Here is a 17,832-nt window from a genome sequence, read left to right on the forward strand (position 1 = left end):
AGGTGGGCTGACCAAGTATTTATTATACCATGGAAGAAAATAAAAAAGAAGAAGAAAGTGGAATAGTTGCTCAGGGAATCAATGCTGAGTTGGATTCAATTACCAATTTAGCAGGGATTTTGACCGGAGCTCCTGTTAGTTTACTTTTTAAAATCAAAGCCGGACAAACCACCATAGTTTCTAATAATGGCCTAGATGATCAATCATCCCTCGAAAATTTATGCTTCATGAATTTTGTTACAAAAGCCAACAAGGAGATGCTTGTGGTGGGTGATTGTAAAAGGAAGCCCAAACTTTCACAAAATTCTATACCCGGAATGGACTTCTTTGCAGGGGTGCCAATTAAAACTTCCACTGATGAAATGTGGGGAATGATATGTGTTATTGATTTTGAGCCAAGAGAATTGGATGAAAGGAAAATTCAAGGCCTTAAAATTTTAGCATCACAAATAACAAAACTTTTAGAATTAGAACAAAGTCACAGTGAAATAGCAAAAACCAAAGAAAAGCTAAAAAGAGAATCAGGTAGATTAAATAATATTTTAGAGGCGACTCAATTGGGTGCTTGGGAGTGGGATATAGAAAAAAACCTAGTATCTATCAATGAACGTTTTGCATCAATGATAGGGTATGAGCTCGAAGAATTGACACCTTTTACCATGGATGTCTGGTACAAAATATTGCATCCGGCTGATAGGGAAAATTCTGATCGTGTTTTAAAAGCCTGCTTCAATAGGGAATTAGATTATTATGACATAGAGTGCAGGTTAATTCATAAAAATGGGCAAGAGGTTTGGGTCAATGATAAAGGTAGGGTGACCAGATGGTCTTCCACAGGTAAGCCTTTACAGATGTCTGGTACCCATGCAGATATTACCAATAGAAAAATTAATGAGATTCAATTTCAAACTGTTTCAGCTAATATTCCGGGTGTTGTTTACCGTTATATCAAGCGCTCTTCAGAACAAAATCGTTTTGAATGGGTAAGTAATGGAGCCAATCAAATTTTTGGATTATCTCCAAGTCAAGTCATGGAAAGTAGTGAATTGGTCTGGAGTCGGATACACCAAGATGATGTCGATGGGCTAAGAGCATCTATTGATAAATCTGCCGAAAGTTTAATGAATTGGTTGAAAGAATACAGGTATCTTCATCCAGATGGTACAGTTCGATGGCACAAGGGTGCAGGCACTCCTCAAAAGTTAGAAGATGGAAGTATAGCCTGGGACTCCATCATAATGGATGTGACACAAAGGAAGGGGGTAGAAGAAAAGTTAGGAGAGACCTTGTTCTTTCTTCAAAATAAAATTAAAGAACAAGAATGCATTTTCAACATAAGTAGATTTGATTATACTTGGGATCAAATTGATGATTTGTTTCAAAGCGCATGCAATATTTTTCCCTTAGCTTGGCCTAATTCTGATGAAACTCATGCTAAAATTACATTTCAAAATAAAGCGTATTTCAGTTCAGGATTTAAACCTTCAGGTTCTTTATTAAGGTCTAAATATGTTTTACACGATGGAAAGTTACTAGCACTTGAAATAGGACTGCCTGAAAATGTTGAGATAGGTAATGGTTCTAGCAAACTAAAGAATAAAACTAGACTAATTGATAACCTGATGTATCATTTAGGTAACTATATAGATCAATTAAGCAGCCAAGAAGCGTTAAGGGTCTCAAATGAGCGGATAGGAACCCTTATTCAAACCATACCAGGCGTATTTTGGGAATCACAACCGGATAGTTTTAAATTGAGTTATGTAAGTCCTCAGGTTGAAGATATTTTAGGTTATTCTCCTGAAGAATGGTGTCAGGACCCGGGTTTTTGGGTGAATCATATTTATAAAGATGATAAAGAAATTGTTCTTCAATTAATTGAAAAACATTCTCATACCAATAATGATTTTACAATTGAATATAGGTTTTTAAGGAAGGATGGAAGGGTAGTCTGGATCAGCGATTTAATCACAGTGATTATTGATGAAAACGATGGACTAAAATATAGGGGGCTAATGGTAGATATTACCAAAAGGAAAGCTGCTGAAATAGCCCTCAAGAAAAATGAAAAAAGGTTTAAAGCACTTGTGGAAAATGGAAGAGATGCCATCGTTATTTTTGATGCTGAAGGTGTTCAAAAGTATGTTTCACCTTCCATTACTCAAGTATTGGGATATACTGAAGAAGAAGCCTACCAATTAAAATTAAATGAGTCGATACATCCCGAGGACCTAGACCTGTCTTTGGATAAATTTAAAAGGACTTTGGCTTCACCGGGTTTACCGATTGAGGGTGGGATTATTAGAACCAAACATAAAGATGGTACTTGGAGATGGATGGAATCCACGATAACCAATTTTTTGGATGATCCCGACATTAATGGAATAGTTGACAATTTCAGAGATATAACTGAAAAAGTGAAGCTAAATAACCAGATGGAGAAAAGTGAAAAACGGTTTCGCTCAATGGTTAAAGAGGGCTCCGATTTGACAGCTATAGTTTCTGAAACAGGTAAATATATATACGTTAGTCCTAACTACCCTCATATTCTGGGCTATGAAGAAGAGGAATTAATTGGCGATTATCCCACCAATTATTTTCATCCTGATGACAAAGATCGAGTCATTTTTGAATTTAGTAATCTTCCACTTAGAGAAAGAACCAAAGGCCATCCTTACCGGTATAGGCGTAAGGACGGCTCCTGGTGCTGGCTACTAACTGTGGCAACCAATCTATCGGACGACCCAAGTGTAGGTGGAGTAGTGGTTAATAGTATGGATATCAGTAAACTTATTGAAGCGCAAGGAAAACTAATTACAAGTGAGGCCAGGTACAAAAGTTTTCTTGACTCCCAAACTACATTTGTTATTAGAATCGATCTTGAGGGGTACATCACTTTTGCTAATACCAAATATATAGAGACTTTCAATTGGCTTTTTTCCGGTAATGAAAAAATTAATGTGATCTATACGGTACAGGAAGAAGATAGAAGTAAAATCAAAGGAATAATAAAAAAGTGTTTAACAGAACCAGAAAAAGCCCACAAGGTAGAACTTCATAAATTAAATCATGAAAAGGGAGCTTATACCACCCTATGGGATTTTGTAGGTATACTGGGGATGGATGGTAAACCTAAAGAAATTCAATGTAATGGAATAGATATTTCCGAACGAATTGCTTTTGAAGAAGAATTAAAAAAGAGCAATGAGCGCTTTGAGTTAGTGATGCAGACAGACTCGGGAAGTATTTGGGATTTTGATCCCAATAACAGTGATATGTTTTTAGGAGAAGGTTTTGCAGTAAACTTTGGTTTACAAATCCAGGATCCGTCAATAAATTACGAGGTCTTTTGCAATAGCATCCATCACGAAGATCTTGATCACTATACAAAAAAGGTCAAACAGGTATTGTTTAATAGCTTAGAAAATCAATTAGAAACAGAATATCGTCTTTTAAAAGCGAATGGTGAAATAGCTTATGTAAAAGAGAAAGCCATCATTCTAAGGGACTCAGAAGGTAAAGCTTATAGGATTGTAGGTGCAATTAAAGACACTACCTTAGAGCATTTCTATGGCGAACTTGAGGCCATTGAAAAAGACTTGATGGAGACAAGCATGAATAAAGAGGCCAACCTTTCCGATTTGTTGTATAGTTTCCTTTCCAATTTGGAAAAACTTTTTCCAAGTATGAAAATGGCTATTTTAAAGGTTACAGGCAATCGTTTACAAAATTTGGCGACGCCTACATTTCTTGATTTAGACAAAGTCAGTGTCAGTGATTTTGAAAATTATTTAAATGATTCAATCAGCCTTGACCAATCTTCAGATTATTTTAATAAGGAAATTTATATTGCTGAAATTAAAAAGGACCCTCAATGGAAAGGCCTTTTAAACTTTACTAAGGAAAAGAATACCCGCTCTTGCTGGTTCTTGCCGATTATGAACTCAGGAGGAAGCCTGGATGCAGTTTTGATTAACTTTTTTGAGGATTCAAAAATGCCAGGAGGTTGGGAACACTATGCCATTCAAAGAAGTCAGCGAATTTTCCCTGTTTTGATTACCAAATTTGAGTATTTTGAAAACCTGCATAAGAGTAACGAACGATTTACCTATGTCAATATGGTTACCAATGATGCAATATTTGATTGGGATTTAATAAAGGATGAATTCCATTGGGGAGAGGGATTTTATAGGATTTTTGGCTATCAAAAAGGTGAAGAGATCAATAAAATTTCAGAATGGAGCACATTCATGCATCCTGCTGACGTCATTGAAACAGACAAAATATGGGATGATTTTGTTTTTGATGCAAAAAACAACAGGTGGCATAAAGAGTACAGGTTTCGGCATAAATCCGGTCAATTTCTTCACATAGAAGAAATTAGCTATATGATAAGAGACAGTCATGGGAGTCCATTAAGAATGATTGGTGTGTTACGGGATAAAACAGATGAAAAGGAGGATTTTTTCCAAAAAGAAGTTCAGCACCAGATTGCTAAATACTTCAAAGATGATTTATCGTTGAAGGTAATTTTAAAAGAAGTTTTAAAATATATTTCATCTATATCAGATTTTTCAGGTTGTGAGATTTGGCTATTAAATCGAAAACAAGCAGGAATTAATTTGATTGAAGATTATTGGAGCGAGAATTATCAGCTTAGGTATAGGAATGATTTACAAAAAGTAAATAAAAATCTAGCTAATCAAGCTTTGATCTCAGGTTCACTATTGAAATTAGATAATCTGGATAAGGAGCCCATTTTTACCCAAGTAAACCCTGAGTTACTTGATTCAATCAAGTTGGTGTTAGGGATACCATTATTCCAAAATAATATTAAAGTAGGGGTGATGCTCTTATATGTTAATAATATCGTCACATTGCCCAAAGATTGTCAACAATTTTTTGAACCCATAGGAAATTTACTTGGTGGAATAATCAAGCGAAAACAGCAGGAAGAAGAAATGAAACTTCTTTTTGAAAGTGCTCCTGAAATGCTGACTGTAATTGATACCAAAGGGAATTTTGTTAAAATTAATCCTTCATTTTGTAAGGTGTTTGGCTATACGGAAGAGGAGATGTTGACCAAAAAGTTTGAGGACTTTATTCATCCTGATGATAAAAGTATGTCGCGGAAAAATTTTTCATTAGAGAAAGGGATACATGCAAAAAATTTAATTAATAGATACCAAACAAAAACTGGTCAATACAAATGGATTTCTTGGAATACTTCCGATAAGTTTGGAGAAGAAGGATTGGTCTTTGTTTTTGGCCATGATATTACTGAATTAGTATCCTTACAAACTTTACTTGACAATGCCTCAAAACTTTCGAGGATGGGTAGTTGGGAGATTGATTTAATTAATAATGAACTTTATCTATCGTCTACCACCAAGGAGATCTATGGTATTCCTCAAGAAAGCACTCCTAGCTTTGAAGATCTAAGTAAGTATTATGATGAAAACACAAAGAATTCTATTCGAAAGGCAATAGCACAGGCAGAAAAAGATGGTAGTTCATGGGATTATCAGATTTTATTAAAACTAAGAGATGGCAGGGAATTATGGGCAAGAAGCATAGGTCAGCCGGAATTTAGTAAGGGTAAATGTGTTCGAATTTCCGGTTCACTTCAGGACATACATGCACAAAAAACAAACGAATTAGAATTGGCTAAAAACAATCAGCTTCTTGAAATTATTTCAAAGGTAATAGAGAAATTTTTGGTGGTTGAGGATTGGAATGAAGCCATAGAGAAAGTTTTTCAGCTTACAAGCGAAGCAGTTCAAATTGATACAATCAATTATTTTCAAAAAAATAAGGTTGGAGCTGATGGGAAGGAATATGTTAATAAAATGATAGAATGGACGCTAGGAGGGGATTTAAATTTTCCGGAACAGGATCCTATTCAAACCTTTGCTATAGATGATTTTCCTGAGATAATGGAGGTCTTGAAAAGAGGGGAGTTGTTTATTATGCATACTCGTGATCTACCTGAATGTATATTGAAAAAGAATTTTAAAAAGAGAGGAATCTATTCAAATATTTCTATTCCCATTTCCATTAAGAATAAATTTTATGGATTTTTGAGCTTTAATACCTGCAATTCTGAGCGAAATTGGACGGAGAGTGAGCTCTCATTTTTACAAACCATTTCATCCAATTTTTCTGCAGCTATTCAGCGCACAAATAGTCAAAAGGCCCTATTGCAATCCTTTAAAGAAAAAAACGCCATTTTGGAGAGTATAGGTGAGGCCTTTTTTGCTTTGGATAATAATTTCAAAATTTTATACTGGAATCAAAGATCTGAAGAGATTATTGGTATACTAAAAGAACAAGCCCTCAATAATATAATTTGGGAAGTGATCCCGGGTGTAAATGAAACAGAGTTTAAAAAGCAATTATTGTATGCCTTTCAATATCGTAAAAATATTCATTTTGAGATGTTTTCTGAGCGAAGGAAAATATGGTTAAATGTAAATTGTTATCCCTCAGAAGAAGGAATAAGTGTTTTTACTAAAGACATTACTCAAGAAAAGTTAATATCCGAAAAAATTCAACTTTCCAATGAGCGATTTGAGAAAATAGCTGAAGCCACCAATGATGCCATTTGGGATTATGATGTTGAAAACAACGAAGTTTTTCGAGGTGTGGGTTTTAAAAACCTTTTTGGATATGGTCTAAAAGATATTTCTACAGATATAGCGGCCTTACAAAAATTGATTCATCCAGAAGATAGGGAAAGAATAAGGGTGAAGTTCAAGGAATTTCTAAATAGCGATACACTGACCAATTGGTTTGAAGAGTATCGCTTGCTATGTAAAGAAGGACATTATGCTTTTGTAATTGATAGGGCCATTTTTATAAGAAATAAATATAAAAAAGTAACAAGGGTTGTAGGGGCCATAACCGATATTACCTATAGAAAAGAATATGAAGAATCTCTTCAAGCAATGAATGAGCAGATGGCCCAGCATGCCATTGAGCTCGAACGCTCAAATAAAGAGCTGGAACAATTTGCTTATGTGGCATCACATGACTTGCAGGAACCGCTAAGAATGGTGAGTAATTTTATGGGGTTATTAGAAAGGAAATACCAGGATAAATTGGATGATAAGGCTCACCAATATATAGGTTTCGCGGTAGATGGCGCCATGCGGATGCGGCAGATTATTCTGGATTTATTGGAGTTTTCAAGAATAGGAAAGCATGAAGACAAGCTCAAAATCTTGAATATAGAGGAAATTGTAAATGAGGTTTGTGTCCTTCAGAAAAAAAGAATTAGAGAATCTGAAGCTATAGTAAAATGCAATACGCTACCACGGATATTGTCTTACAAAACCCCTATTTTTCAAGTGTTTTATAATCTAATTGGAAATGCGCTAAAGTATAGGAATGAAAAAGAAAAACCTGTGATAGAAATTAAATGCGAAGAGAAAGTTGTCTTTTGGCAATTCTCTGTGGTTGACAATGGAATAGGTATAGATCCGACACACCATGATACAATTTTCACTATTTTCAAACGCCTCCATGGAAAAGGCAAATATGAGGGCACTGGAATGGGACTGGCGATAGTAAGAAAGATTATTGACAATTTAGGTGGAGAAGTTTGGGTCGAATCCAAAAAAGATGAAGGTTCGAAGTTTTATTTTACAATTCCTAAAACCAACCCGGAGATAGAAGAGGGGATTTAAATCATTAAAATGTTTTGAACATTGGGTTAAATCAAGAAAGCCTCGGAATGATTGTTCCGAGGCTTTCTTATTTTCATTTGTGCTTCCTAGAAGCGCTATAAATAGCCAGTGCTACCTGTTCAGCAAAGATTAGGCTTATATTTTTGGAAGTTCAAAACCTTCTCTGTAATCTTTGGATACAAATTGGTTGGCAGGTTCAAAATTGGTGACCTTCATGTTTTCACCATCCCACATTAGCTTAATGCCTCTTCCAGGATAGTCAAAGCCTTTTCCATCTGCTTTCGGAGTTCTAAAATCATAACTCTTAATGGCTAAATTCCCCATAAGGACGGATTCAGTCAAAGGTCCCGCGATGGAAAAAGGAGAGCTAAGCTCATCGTATTCTTTACTACCATGGCCTGCAATACATGCATTAACCCATTGCGCATAGTGACCACCAACACCACCTTCCACACGAGGTAAAGTTGGTGCTACTTCTACGCTGTCATTGATAGAAGTAGGTAATAATTTAGGGTTCATTCCATAGGTTGAACACATCATTTTACCTCTGGTTCCTTCTATAATTACGCCATTGCCACCATCTCCCATTTGTTCATTTGGGCCAAGCTCTTCCGGCCTGCTAGGTTGAATACCACCATCCATCCAGTGAAATTCAAGATTGCCTCCATTAGGCTTGTCAAAACCCAAAGTGATATGAGAAGACGGAGGACAGCTTTCAGGAAAATAGCCTTTTGTGAATTCTCCGGTATATACTGAGCCAACACTACATTCTGCTCCGGTTGGGTAACCTAAATCTAAAGTTCGGAAGGCCGGCTCCATTAGGTGGCATGCCATATCTCCAAGTGCTCCGGTACCAAACTCCCACCAACCTCGCCAATTAAAGGGATGTAAATTTTCTACATAATCCATTTGTCTTGCAGTACCTAACCACAAATCCCAATTGAGATTTTTTGGTGCTTTTTTCCCTGATTCTCCAGGCCAGGGAACACCCTGAGGCCAAACTGGTCGATTGGTCCATACTTGCACTTTGGTTGCCTCACCGATTAATCCTGCAGCATACCATTCGCGCATTTTACGGACTCCATCTCCAGAAGCCCCTTGATTACCCATTTGGGTTACCAACTTGTATTTTTCAGCTGCTTGTGTAAGTACTCGTGCTTCATGGATCGTATGGGTCAATGGTTTTTGGACGTAGACATGTTTGCCCATTTTCATTGCTGATAAGGCTTGAACTGCGTGGTTGTGATCAGGAGTTGAAACAGAGACGGCGTCTATATTGTTGTCTTCCTTTTCCAACATTTCTCTATAATCTTCATAGAACTTCGCTTTAGGATGAGCTTTGATCCTTCCTGATGCCCTTTTTGGATCCACGTCGCATAGCGCCACTATATCTGCATTTCCACTTTCATAGAAACTTCTAATATCACTTCCACCTTTACCACCGGCACCTATACCTGCAATTCTAAGTTTGTCGCTTGGTGCCTTAAAACCGGGACCTCCAAGTACATGTCTGGGTACAATGTAGAACCCGGCTGCTGCCATAGCAGAGGCTTTCATAAAATTCCTTCTGGAATTGTTCTTTGTGGATTTACTGATATCTTTCATTGGTAATTTTTTAAATTATTATAAATGTCTAAAATATTAAAAATTGATGAAAGTTTCTTGTTTTTTTATATGGAAAAATAGTTTTTGAAAATCCTCCTTTGTATAATAAAAAACTGAGCCATTGGGTTATACCTTTTCCCAACGTATTCTTCCATTAATCAATGAAAAAGACCAATGATTATTGGTCTTCGCTTTTACTTTCTGCTTGACTTGTTTTTTTTAAATTTATTATTTTAGGTATAGGCAAGAGGTATTCCTCTTGTATGGCAGGATCATTTTGATAACATACCGGTGAAGTATTTTCAGGAAGGCTTGTTTTATCTTTTATTTGACCTTTCATTTTCAACTTGTTTTTTCTTTCAACAACTCAGCAATTAATGAAATATTGTTTCCAATAGCAGTGGGGTTTTTGTCTACAATTGCTAAGCCTATATCCCCTAAGGCCCCAATGAAATCAAAGGCCTTTTGAATATCTATTAAAGAATTGATGCTGCTCTTAATCTCCTTATTGATGTTGCTCAACTTTGATATGGCCGTGGCTGTCTCTTCTCCAACAATTATGGTTGACAAAAGCTTCATCTCCCTGGCTGTTTTCATTAATTGATTTGACTTTTTGCCCATTTCAAGAAAAGTCTCATGGCTGATTTTTTGCTGGCTAATTTTTTCAAATCGATAGTCATTGAATTTTTTTGCAATCTCTAAAAATTCATCTGCCAATTGGCTAATTTGTTCACTGTCAAATCTATCTTTCATTTTTTAAGTTGCTCATAGGTATAATGTAGTGTACGTAAATCTGCAGATATTCGCCCAATTTCTGCTTTGAAATTGGCGCTATTTAATTTTAAATCGGAGGATACCAACTTATGGTGTTCTTTAGCAATGAGTTCAATAACTTCTATGAGTGCCTTAATCTGACCTGTTTTTATCCTATGTTCGTCTATTAAACCATAGTATTCCCTAGCTGCAGCAGCTTTATCCATTGTATTGAGGGCTGGATCGAAACTCATGGATTTGTAAAAGGAATACCAAACTTCGTTTTGAATTTCCATCAAGCCCAGAAGATTTTCCTTTAGTACAAATATTAATTTTTCGCTAATTAATTGTTGATAGGGGTCTGCGTCCTCCATATAACTTTTTATCCTATTTTTTCTGTATTGACCTGTTACTGCTTTTAAGCTTAATTCCGTTAATTTTTGAAAGGCCAATAATTGTTCTTCCTTAAACTCAATCAGGTTTGAGGCAGCTAAAGTGGTAGCAGGCCTATTCAAATTATATTGGTTAATTTCTGTAGAAGACAATTGATAAAGCCCTTCCCAGTAGTCTATTAAAACAAAATAAAGATTATTTACTTGTTCATCTGCTTTTAAGTAAACTTCACAAGCACAATTTGCTTCCCTTTCAATTTCAAATTGACTTACCTTGGTAAAGGTACATTCTTCAAGACATGCAGCGTGGAAATTATATTTGAGTTCCTTTAATTTGCCGATTCCTATTAAAGCTTCCTTTGACAAATCCTCAACAGGTATTAGGCTGGAGCAGGATAATGATAGCCCTATGATAAAAATACCGACTATTTTTGAAATCAATTGCATGTTTAAATATACCGATTATTCCGGTATTTTGATGGTAAGTCTGTTGCCAAATAACGGATTTTGCAAAACTTGTGAATAGCTTTTGTATCAAATAGGTCAGATCAAAAATAAAATAGTATGAATCAACTGCATACCCTATGCTAAAAATCTTTTGATGCACTTTTAAGAAATCGGATTTTTGTCTTTAGGGTTCAAATTATTAATAAAGATAAGTCAGGTATATAATTTTATTTATTTCACAACTAGAGGAAATACAACATTCATAAACACCAAGTCAATTCTACTTGATGCCCAAAGAGATAAAAGAACGATCAAGTTTTTTCACAAAAGAATTTTTTAAGTACCCCATCTTGAATTTCTTCTCTAATGACTACAAAACCGGCGTTGGTAAGTAGTGTTTTCATGATCCAATCTAAGGTAGAATACTCTTCTTTAAAATGGATAATCGTATCCTCTCTCATAAAATCACCTCCTTTTAATTCTTGACTTTTAATAAAGGCATTAATTTTATCAATTGAATTGTGATCTGGAATAACTACATCATAAAAATAAAACCTTCCTCCAGGTTTTAAAATATGGAAGATTTTTTCTAGTGCAATACTTTTCCAATAGTCCGGAAGATGATGTAAGGACAAGGAGCTGATCACTCCATCTATGCTTTTCTCAGGGAGATTAAAATTTAAATAACCGGTATGAGAAAAGGAAATATTTTTGATTTGCTTGATATCTGCTTTAGCTTTGGCAGCTTTTAACATGGTTTCTGAAACATCTATCGCATATACTTTTTCGCTATGGGCTGCCAGTGCTAAGGAAAAATTGCCTGTACCACATCCGATGTCTAAAAATCTCAATCTTTTATTGGGTCTTAACCATTCAATTACTTCTTGGATTTCTTTAGCTAAATTTCTGAAATCATCATGTGAGGGGTCGTAAACATCTACCTCTTTTTGCAATGTGTAATCTTTTCCGGTTTGCTGAAATTCGTTGTAAAGCCATTTTGTAATCATGATATATTACTTTTGTGTTTATTTCTGTATTTAATTCTTCTATTTAGTTAAATATCCGAATTTCAAAGCAGATTTACATGGCTTAGCTTGGTTTAAAATAAATTGATTTTTCCAATTAATAGCCGGAAATTGAAAAAGAATAATATTTTATTTTGGATTACATATTTAGTTTAAGTCATTTTGTAAAATTGAAATAATGAAAGGTAAATCAATAGCTATCCTCGGGATTGGAGGAGTTGGTGGATTTGTTGCTGCTAGAATTTTGGCAAATCGTTTAGATAAATCTGTAAAACTTGACTTAATTTCAAGAGGAGCCACTTATGATAATATTAAATCAAAAGGCTTGGTCTTTAGCAATCCCGACTCTAAGAAGATTTTACACCCAGATGGGCTAATTCTGAGTGGGGAATCTAAAAACACTTATGATTTGGTGATTTTGGCTACAAAGTCACAGTCCATGAAGCAAGCTGTTTTAGAAAATCAAGCAATTTTTGGAAAAGACACCTTGGTTCTCCCTTTACAGAATATGACGAATGCGGCAGCCCTTATTCGACCTTTCGTTGGGAAAGCTATGGTTTTGGATGCTTGTATTTACCTGATTTCAAATGTTCAAAAACCCGGGCATATCAAGCATCTGGGAGGGCCTGGGAAAGTAATCGTTGGTTCTTCAAACACGGGTACTTATGACTGGGTTATTAATTATTTAAATGAATGTGGAATACCGTTAAACTTAGTGTCTGATGTAAAATTTCAGCTTTGGAAGAAGTTCTTGTTTATATCTAGTCTCGGAACTTTAACAGCTGCGAGGAATGTGACATTTGGAGAAATCAGATCCAGTCAGGAATTAAAAGGAGTATGGATTGGTTTGATGGAGGAATTGATTCAATTGGCTCAAAAACAGGAGGTAATGCTTGACGAATCTGATATAAAGAATGCACTGGCTATGATTTCAAATTTTCCCGAAGATGCCAAGTCTTCATTTCAGTTAGACGTTGAAGCAGGCCGGTTTGGAGAAAAAAAGACCTTGGTGGATGAAGTCATTATTGATTCTAAAAAATATGGATTAAGTTGTACCAATTATCAGCTTTTAGAAAGTAAGATATCTGAGAGTTTGGGGAATAACTAAAAGAAAACTAAGGACATAACAATGATTCTTAGGGTTAATGCCTCGTTTTTTTAATTAGTATTTGATTCAATCCCCCGGTTTCTAGGGAGTTTTTTTCCTAAGAATACCAACAAGGCCAGGATGAATAAGAACAAGAATATAATAAGACCAATATTCTGAAAGGTATCCAAGTACCCAATAATGGATATATTTAAAAAAGGGTAGGGGTAAAAGCCTGAAAAATGCCCTCTAATTAACACAAATAGTAAATAGCAAATGGGATACAGTATCCAATAGGATACGGATTTGAATTTCAAATCAAATTTAGCCACATTCATAAACCAATAGATTAAAACCCAAAGTGGGACAATACTATGCAATAATTCATCAATAAGGTATTGAAATCCGGTAGGTTGCCATATTCCTCTCAGAGCAATTTGATAAACTAAGCCTACAATAAGTATAAATGTGGTTATGGCAGTAAGTGCACCGGTATTATGAAAAATTGAAAATGGAAATTTCTTTAACTTAAAAGCTTTGGATGTAAAATACAGGGCAACGAGTGTGTTGGTTAAAATGGTGAAAAAACTAAAAAATCTTACAATGGTTTCTATGATGCCTGCCTGTCTATTAATAATCATTAAATAGAACTGTGCAAGAACAGCAAACCAAACGATAATTGAGGCAAATAATTCAATATTCTTTTTCATAGATATTCGGTTATCCTATTCCCATTCACCAAATATAAACAAAAGTGAGGGCTATTATTGTATGATAATACCTTCTTAATCCTATTAAACAAAACAAGCCTTCCAATTATGGAAGGCTTGTTTTGTTTAAATCAAATTGAATATCTAAACTTAAGGTTTAGATATTTCAAAATTGACTGATTTACCTTTGATGGTATTGGTATTCATTACGTTAATTACATGGCTGGCATCTTTTTTAGGGATGTCTACAAAAGAAAAGCTGTCATAAATATCAATTTCACCTATACTTCCACCAGATACTCCAGTTTCTCCTGCGATAGCGCCTACAATATCATTCGGGCGAATGCGGTCTTTTTTTCCTAGGTTCAAAAAGAGACGAGCCATATTAGGTTCTCTTTCTTTTTTATTTCCCCTTCTACCGCTGCGATCGCCTCTTTCTCCATTACGCCCTCTTGCTCCTCGATCATTGCGGTCTCTTTTCCTTCTATCGTCTCTTCCACCACGATCTTTATCGGGGGTAAAATTCATTTCTTTGAACTTATCAATGGCTTCACCCAATTGCATTTTCACCAAACTCAAGGCGACTTGCTCTATAGATATTCCTTCCGCAAGAAGACTTTCTACGGCTTGCTCATAGATGCTATTGTCTTCCTCCTTAGCTAGTTGCCTATGAATATCCTTGGTCAACTGGTCTTTTTTCATCTGGATAAGCTGATCCACGGATGGAGGAGCAGCTTTCTCTATTTGGGTTTTGATAAACCTTTCAAGATCCCTCAACCTTCCGGCATCTCTTCTTCCTGATACAAAGCTAATGGCAGTACCTGATCTACCGGCCCTTCCGGTACGACCTATCCTATGTACATAATTTTCCTCATCAAGAGGTAGGTCATAATTGAAAACCGCTTCAACGTTTTCAACGTCAATCCCCCTTGCAGCTACATCTGTTGCTACTAAAACCGAACAATGTCCTTTTCGAAACTTGTTCATAACCTTGGTTCTTTGCGCTTGAGACAAATCACCATGTAAAGCCTCTGCAGGGATACCCTTCGCTGTCAGCTCTTCGGTTACTTCATCTGTAACCCTTTTGGTGTTACAGAAAATTACACTCAGTTTATACTGGTGAAGGTTAATAAGTCTGCTTATTAAATCCGTTTTTAATCCGGATCTTACATCAAAGTACAATTGAGAAATATTTTCAACTGTAAGCTCTTTTCTTAATACCTTGATGATCTCAGGCTCTGTTTGGTATTTTCTAGTAAGCTCTAAAATTGGCTTGGGCATGGTAGCAGAAAAGAATACTGTTTGCCTTTCGATAGGCATAGAACTAAGTATTTTTTCAATGTCATCTCTAAAACCCATGTCTAGCATTTCATCAGCTTCATCCAACACAATGATGCTAACCTGGCTTAGGTCCAAGGTTCTTCTATCCATATGGTCCATGATTCTGCCGGGAGTACCCACCACAATTTGAACGCCTTTTTTTAAACTTCTAATTTGTCTGTCTATAGATTCGCCACCGTAAATACAGGTAGAAGAAATTTTCCTATTGTATTTGGTAAGTTTAACGATCTCACCTTCTACTTGGACAGCAAGCTCTCTTGTGGGGCACAAAATTAGGGCCTGTGGTTTCTTGTTATTGCTGTCAATGCGATCAATAATCGGAATCCCGAAGGCTGCGGTCTTACCGGTGCCTGTTTGAGCCTGACCAATAACATCGGCTCCTTGTAATAATAAGGGGATGGTTTGTGCTTGAATGGGGGAAGGTTGGGTATAGCCCATATCTTCCACTGCCCTTAAGATTTCTTCCGAAACCCCAAGGTCTGAAAATAATATTTCTTTTTCCATGAAATGTTCCTTACTTCTCAAAGCCACGGTATTCCCAAATATCCCAGTGTCGATCAACAATAAGGAACCCCACGGCGTAGGAGAAAAATGTATAATTTAAATAAGTTGCAAAGGTAAGAAAAATTAACTTAGCTTACAACTATTACTAAGCAGTTTGTAAAATATATTCTAATTATCAGCTGATTTTACTAAATTATATTTTGAAAAGGAATAAAAAAAGGGTCTAAAGACCCTTTTTTTATTTAATCTAAAAACTTTGGATTATCTTTTATCAATAGGTACGAAAGGTCTTTCTGTATTGCCTACGTAGACTTGCCTTGGTCTACCAATTGGTTCATTGTTTTCACGCATTTCTTTCCATTGTGCGATCCAACCCGGGAGTCTTCCCAAGGCAAACATTACGGTAAACATATCAGTAGGGATACCCAAAGCCCTGTAAATGATTCCTGAATAGAAATCAACATTAGGATAAAGTTTTCTATCTACAAAGTACTGATCATTTAAGGCAGCACTTTCAAGTTCTTTGGCGATGTCTAAAACAGGATCATTGATACCTAATTTCTCTAATACATCATCAGCAGCCTTCTTGATGATTTTAGCCCTTGGATCAAAGTTTTTGTAAACCCTGTGCCCAAAACCCATTAATCTAAATGGATCATTCTTGTCTTTAGCTTTCTCTAAGTATTTCTTAGAATCACCACCATCTGCCTTAATTGCTTCGAGCATTTCAATTACAGATTGATTGGCACCTCCATGAAGTGGTCCCCAAAGCGCATTGATACCTGCAGAAATGGATGCATAAATACTGGCCTGTGAAGAACCTACAATTCTTACTGTAGATGTAGAACAGTTTTGTTCATGATCTGCATGAAGAATCAATAATTTATCCAAGGCTTTTGAAATAACAGGATCTATTTCATATTTCTCAGAAGGCAAGGAGAACATCATTTTCATGAAATTACCACAATAATCAAGGCTATTGTCAGGGTAATTTACAGGATGTCCCATTTTGTTTTTATAAGCCCAAGCAGCAAAGGTTGGCATTTTAGCCAATAACCTAACCATGCTTAGCTTAATTTCCTCATCGGTATTGTTTGGATCCAATGAATTTGGATAAAATGCAGTAAGTGAGCAAATTAATGAAGAAAGTACACCCATCGGATGAGCTACGGATGGAAATCCGTCAAGAATCTTCTTGATGTCTTCATGTACCAAGGTGTGGTTTGTGATTCTTCCTGCAAAATCATTGTACTGCTCTGTGGTTGGTAATTCACCATTTATCAACAAATATGAAACTTCTAAGAAATTAGAATTTTCTGCTAAGTCTTCAATATTATAGCCTCTATACCTTAAAATACCTTTCTCCCCATCCAAAAACGTAATGGCACTTTTGGTCGATCCGGTATTTTTAAAACCCGGATCAATGGTAATTAACCCCGATTGACCACGTAATTTCGCAATATCAACCGCAATTTCATTTTCTGTACCTTCGGTGACTGGAAGATCATATTCTTTACCTTTAAAGGATAGTTTAGCAATATCCGACATGTGTTTATTATTAAATGATTTTATAAAGTTCCTAACTTATACAGTTAAAATAAATTTGAATACAATTTAGTAAAATTTGTGCAATATTTTTTAAAAACATAACGCAAATGCTGTAGGAAAGTGTTTTCGAAATAAAAATTATATTTGGAATAAAGTGTTAACTTCCTCAGTATAGCAATTATTGTATCCATAAATTCATCAATTCAAATTATTTTCTGTTGAATTGACAAAATTTATTTCAAGAGTTGATTAATGTTTTGTACATGAATAAAAAATGCCCTAAAAGGGCACTCTTTAACAAAAATGTTCGAAAACCTCAACCAAGTGATCCCCGATCATTTGGGCATTTCTTCCTTCAATGTGGTGTCGCTCAATGAAATGAACCAACTCTCCATCTTTAAATAATGCCATGGCTGGTGAGGAGGGGGGATAAGGAAGAACCAATTCTCTAAATTTCGCAACTGCATCTGCATCGTTACCGGCGAAAACTGTTGCCAATACATCCGGTTGCTTGGAGGCTTTTTCCAATGCGGCTCTAACACCCGGACGGGCTGCACCTGCTGCACATCCACATACTGAATTTACTACGATAAAGGTAGTCCCTTTTTGCTCACTAAGGTGATCTTCTACATCCTGAGCGGACTTGAATTCCTTAAAACCTGCTTCTGTAAGCTCTGCACGCATTGGTGCAATCAATTCTTCTGGATACATATTAGTTTTTTTTTATTGTAT

General features: G+C 35.8%; 11 protein-coding genes. 2 read left to right on the forward strand and 9 right to left on the reverse strand.

The annotated features are described in order from the left end of the window. Nucleotides 1-29 precede the first annotated feature (29 nt). Nucleotides 30-7,688: a PAS domain-containing protein gene (locus ACYVHJ_RS22920; protein ID WP_460519789.1), complete on the forward strand. Its 7,659-nt coding sequence runs from the start codon at nt 30-32 to the stop codon at nt 7,686-7,688. Nucleotides 7,689-7,823: 135 nt separating this feature from the next. On the opposite strand, the gene ACYVHJ_RS22925 is transcribed toward ACYVHJ_RS22920, so the two are convergent. The 5 genes from ACYVHJ_RS22925 to ACYVHJ_RS22945 form a co-directional block, all read right to left on the reverse strand. Further along, nucleotides 7,824-9,293 carry a Gfo/Idh/MocA family oxidoreductase gene (locus tag ACYVHJ_RS22925; protein WP_460519791.1) on the reverse strand — a complete coding sequence of 490 codons (1,470 nt, stop codon included), beginning with the start codon at nt 9,291-9,293 and terminating at the stop codon, nt 7,824-7,826. Nucleotides 9,294-9,471: 178 nt separating this feature from the next. Further along, a complete protein-coding gene (locus ACYVHJ_RS22930) occupies nt 9,472-9,633 on the reverse strand; it encodes a hypothetical protein (protein WP_339904917.1) in 162 nt (53 codons plus the stop codon). 2 nt (nt 9,634-9,635) lie between these two features. Then, nucleotides 9,636-10,046 carry a hypothetical protein gene (locus ACYVHJ_RS22935; protein ID WP_339904919.1) on the reverse strand — a complete coding sequence of 137 codons (411 nt, stop codon included), beginning with the start codon at nt 10,044-10,046 and terminating at the stop codon, nt 9,636-9,638. After that, nucleotides 10,043-10,885 (reverse strand): hypothetical protein, encoded by an 843-nt coding sequence (locus ACYVHJ_RS22940; RefSeq protein ID WP_460519795.1) that lies wholly within the window; start codon nt 10,883-10,885, stop codon nt 10,043-10,045. Before ACYVHJ_RS22940 ends, ACYVHJ_RS22935 begins: the two co-directional genes overlap by 4 nt. A 311-nt stretch (nt 10,886-11,196) precedes the next feature. Next, complete coding sequence (locus tag ACYVHJ_RS22945) at nt 11,197-11,892, reverse strand: class I SAM-dependent methyltransferase (RefSeq protein ID WP_339904923.1); 696 nt, start codon at nt 11,890-11,892, stop codon at nt 11,197-11,199. 196 nt (nt 11,893-12,088) lie between these two features. Between ACYVHJ_RS22945 and ACYVHJ_RS22950 the strand changes: the two genes are divergently transcribed. Continuing rightward, entirely contained in the window at nt 12,089-13,018 is a 930-nt protein-coding gene (locus ACYVHJ_RS22950) for a ketopantoate reductase family protein (RefSeq protein WP_339904925.1), read from the forward strand. Between the two features lie 50 nt (nt 13,019-13,068). Here the strand turns inward: ACYVHJ_RS22950 and ACYVHJ_RS22955 are convergent, their stop codons facing one another. The 4 genes from ACYVHJ_RS22955 to ACYVHJ_RS22970 all read right to left on the reverse strand — a co-directional run bounded on the left by ACYVHJ_RS22955 (nt 13,069) and on the right by ACYVHJ_RS22970 (nt 17,811). Continuing rightward, nucleotides 13,069-13,707 carry a Pr6Pr family membrane protein gene (locus ACYVHJ_RS22955; protein WP_460519800.1) on the reverse strand — a complete coding sequence of 213 codons (639 nt, stop codon included), beginning with the start codon at nt 13,705-13,707 and terminating at the stop codon, nt 13,069-13,071. Between the two features lie 150 nt (nt 13,708-13,857). Then, nucleotides 13,858-15,552, reverse strand: a complete 1,695-nt coding sequence (locus ACYVHJ_RS22960) for a DEAD/DEAH box helicase (RefSeq protein WP_460519803.1) — start codon at nt 15,550-15,552, stop codon at nt 13,858-13,860. Between the two features lie 261 nt (nt 15,553-15,813). Continuing rightward, the gene (locus ACYVHJ_RS22965) at nt 15,814-17,100 is read right to left on the reverse strand and encodes a citrate synthase (RefSeq protein ID WP_339903088.1); all 1,287 of its coding nucleotides are present in this window, start codon (nt 17,098-17,100) and stop codon (nt 15,814-15,816) included. A gap of 294 nt (nt 17,101-17,394) precedes the next feature. Continuing rightward, nucleotides 17,395-17,811 (reverse strand): BrxA/BrxB family bacilliredoxin, encoded by a 417-nt coding sequence (locus tag ACYVHJ_RS22970; protein ID WP_460519806.1) that lies wholly within the window; start codon nt 17,809-17,811, stop codon nt 17,395-17,397. Nucleotides 17,812-17,832 lie beyond the last annotated feature (21 nt).

The sequence above is a fragment of the Cyclobacterium sediminis genome, from assembly GCF_054781075.1.

Coding starts and splice junctions, on each gene's coding strand:
- ACYVHJ_RS22970 (WP_460519806.1), bottom strand. CDS start 17,811: ATGTATCCAGAAGAATTGATTGCACCAATGCGTGCAGAGCTTACAGAA.
- ACYVHJ_RS22925 (WP_460519791.1), bottom strand. CDS start 9,293: ATGAAAGATATCAGTAAATCCACAAAGAACAATTCCAGAAGGAATTTT.
- ACYVHJ_RS22935 (WP_339904919.1), bottom strand. CDS start 10,046: ATGAAAGATAGATTTGACAGTGAACAAATTAGCCAATTGGCAGATGAA.
- ACYVHJ_RS22940 (WP_460519795.1), bottom strand. CDS start 10,885: ATGCAATTGATTTCAAAAATAGTCGGTATTTTTATCATAGGGCTATCA.
- ACYVHJ_RS22965 (WP_339903088.1), bottom strand. CDS start 17,100: ATGTCGGATATTGCTAAACTATCCTTTAAAGGTAAAGAATATGATCTT.
- ACYVHJ_RS22960 (WP_460519803.1), bottom strand. CDS start 15,552: ATGGAAAAAGAAATATTATTTTCAGACCTTGGGGTTTCGGAAGAAATC.
- ACYVHJ_RS22930 (WP_339904917.1), bottom strand. CDS start 9,633: ATGAAAGGTCAAATAAAAGATAAAACAAGCCTTCCTGAAAATACTTCA.
- ACYVHJ_RS22920 (WP_460519789.1), top strand. CDS start 30: ATGGAAGAAAATAAAAAAGAAGAAGAAAGTGGAATAGTTGCTCAGGGA.
- ACYVHJ_RS22955 (WP_460519800.1), bottom strand. CDS start 13,707: ATGAAAAAGAATATTGAATTATTTGCCTCAATTATCGTTTGGTTTGCT.
- ACYVHJ_RS22950 (WP_339904925.1), top strand. CDS start 12,089: ATGAAAGGTAAATCAATAGCTATCCTCGGGATTGGAGGAGTTGGTGGA.
- ACYVHJ_RS22945 (WP_339904923.1), bottom strand. CDS start 11,892: ATGATTACAAAATGGCTTTACAACGAATTTCAGCAAACCGGAAAAGAT.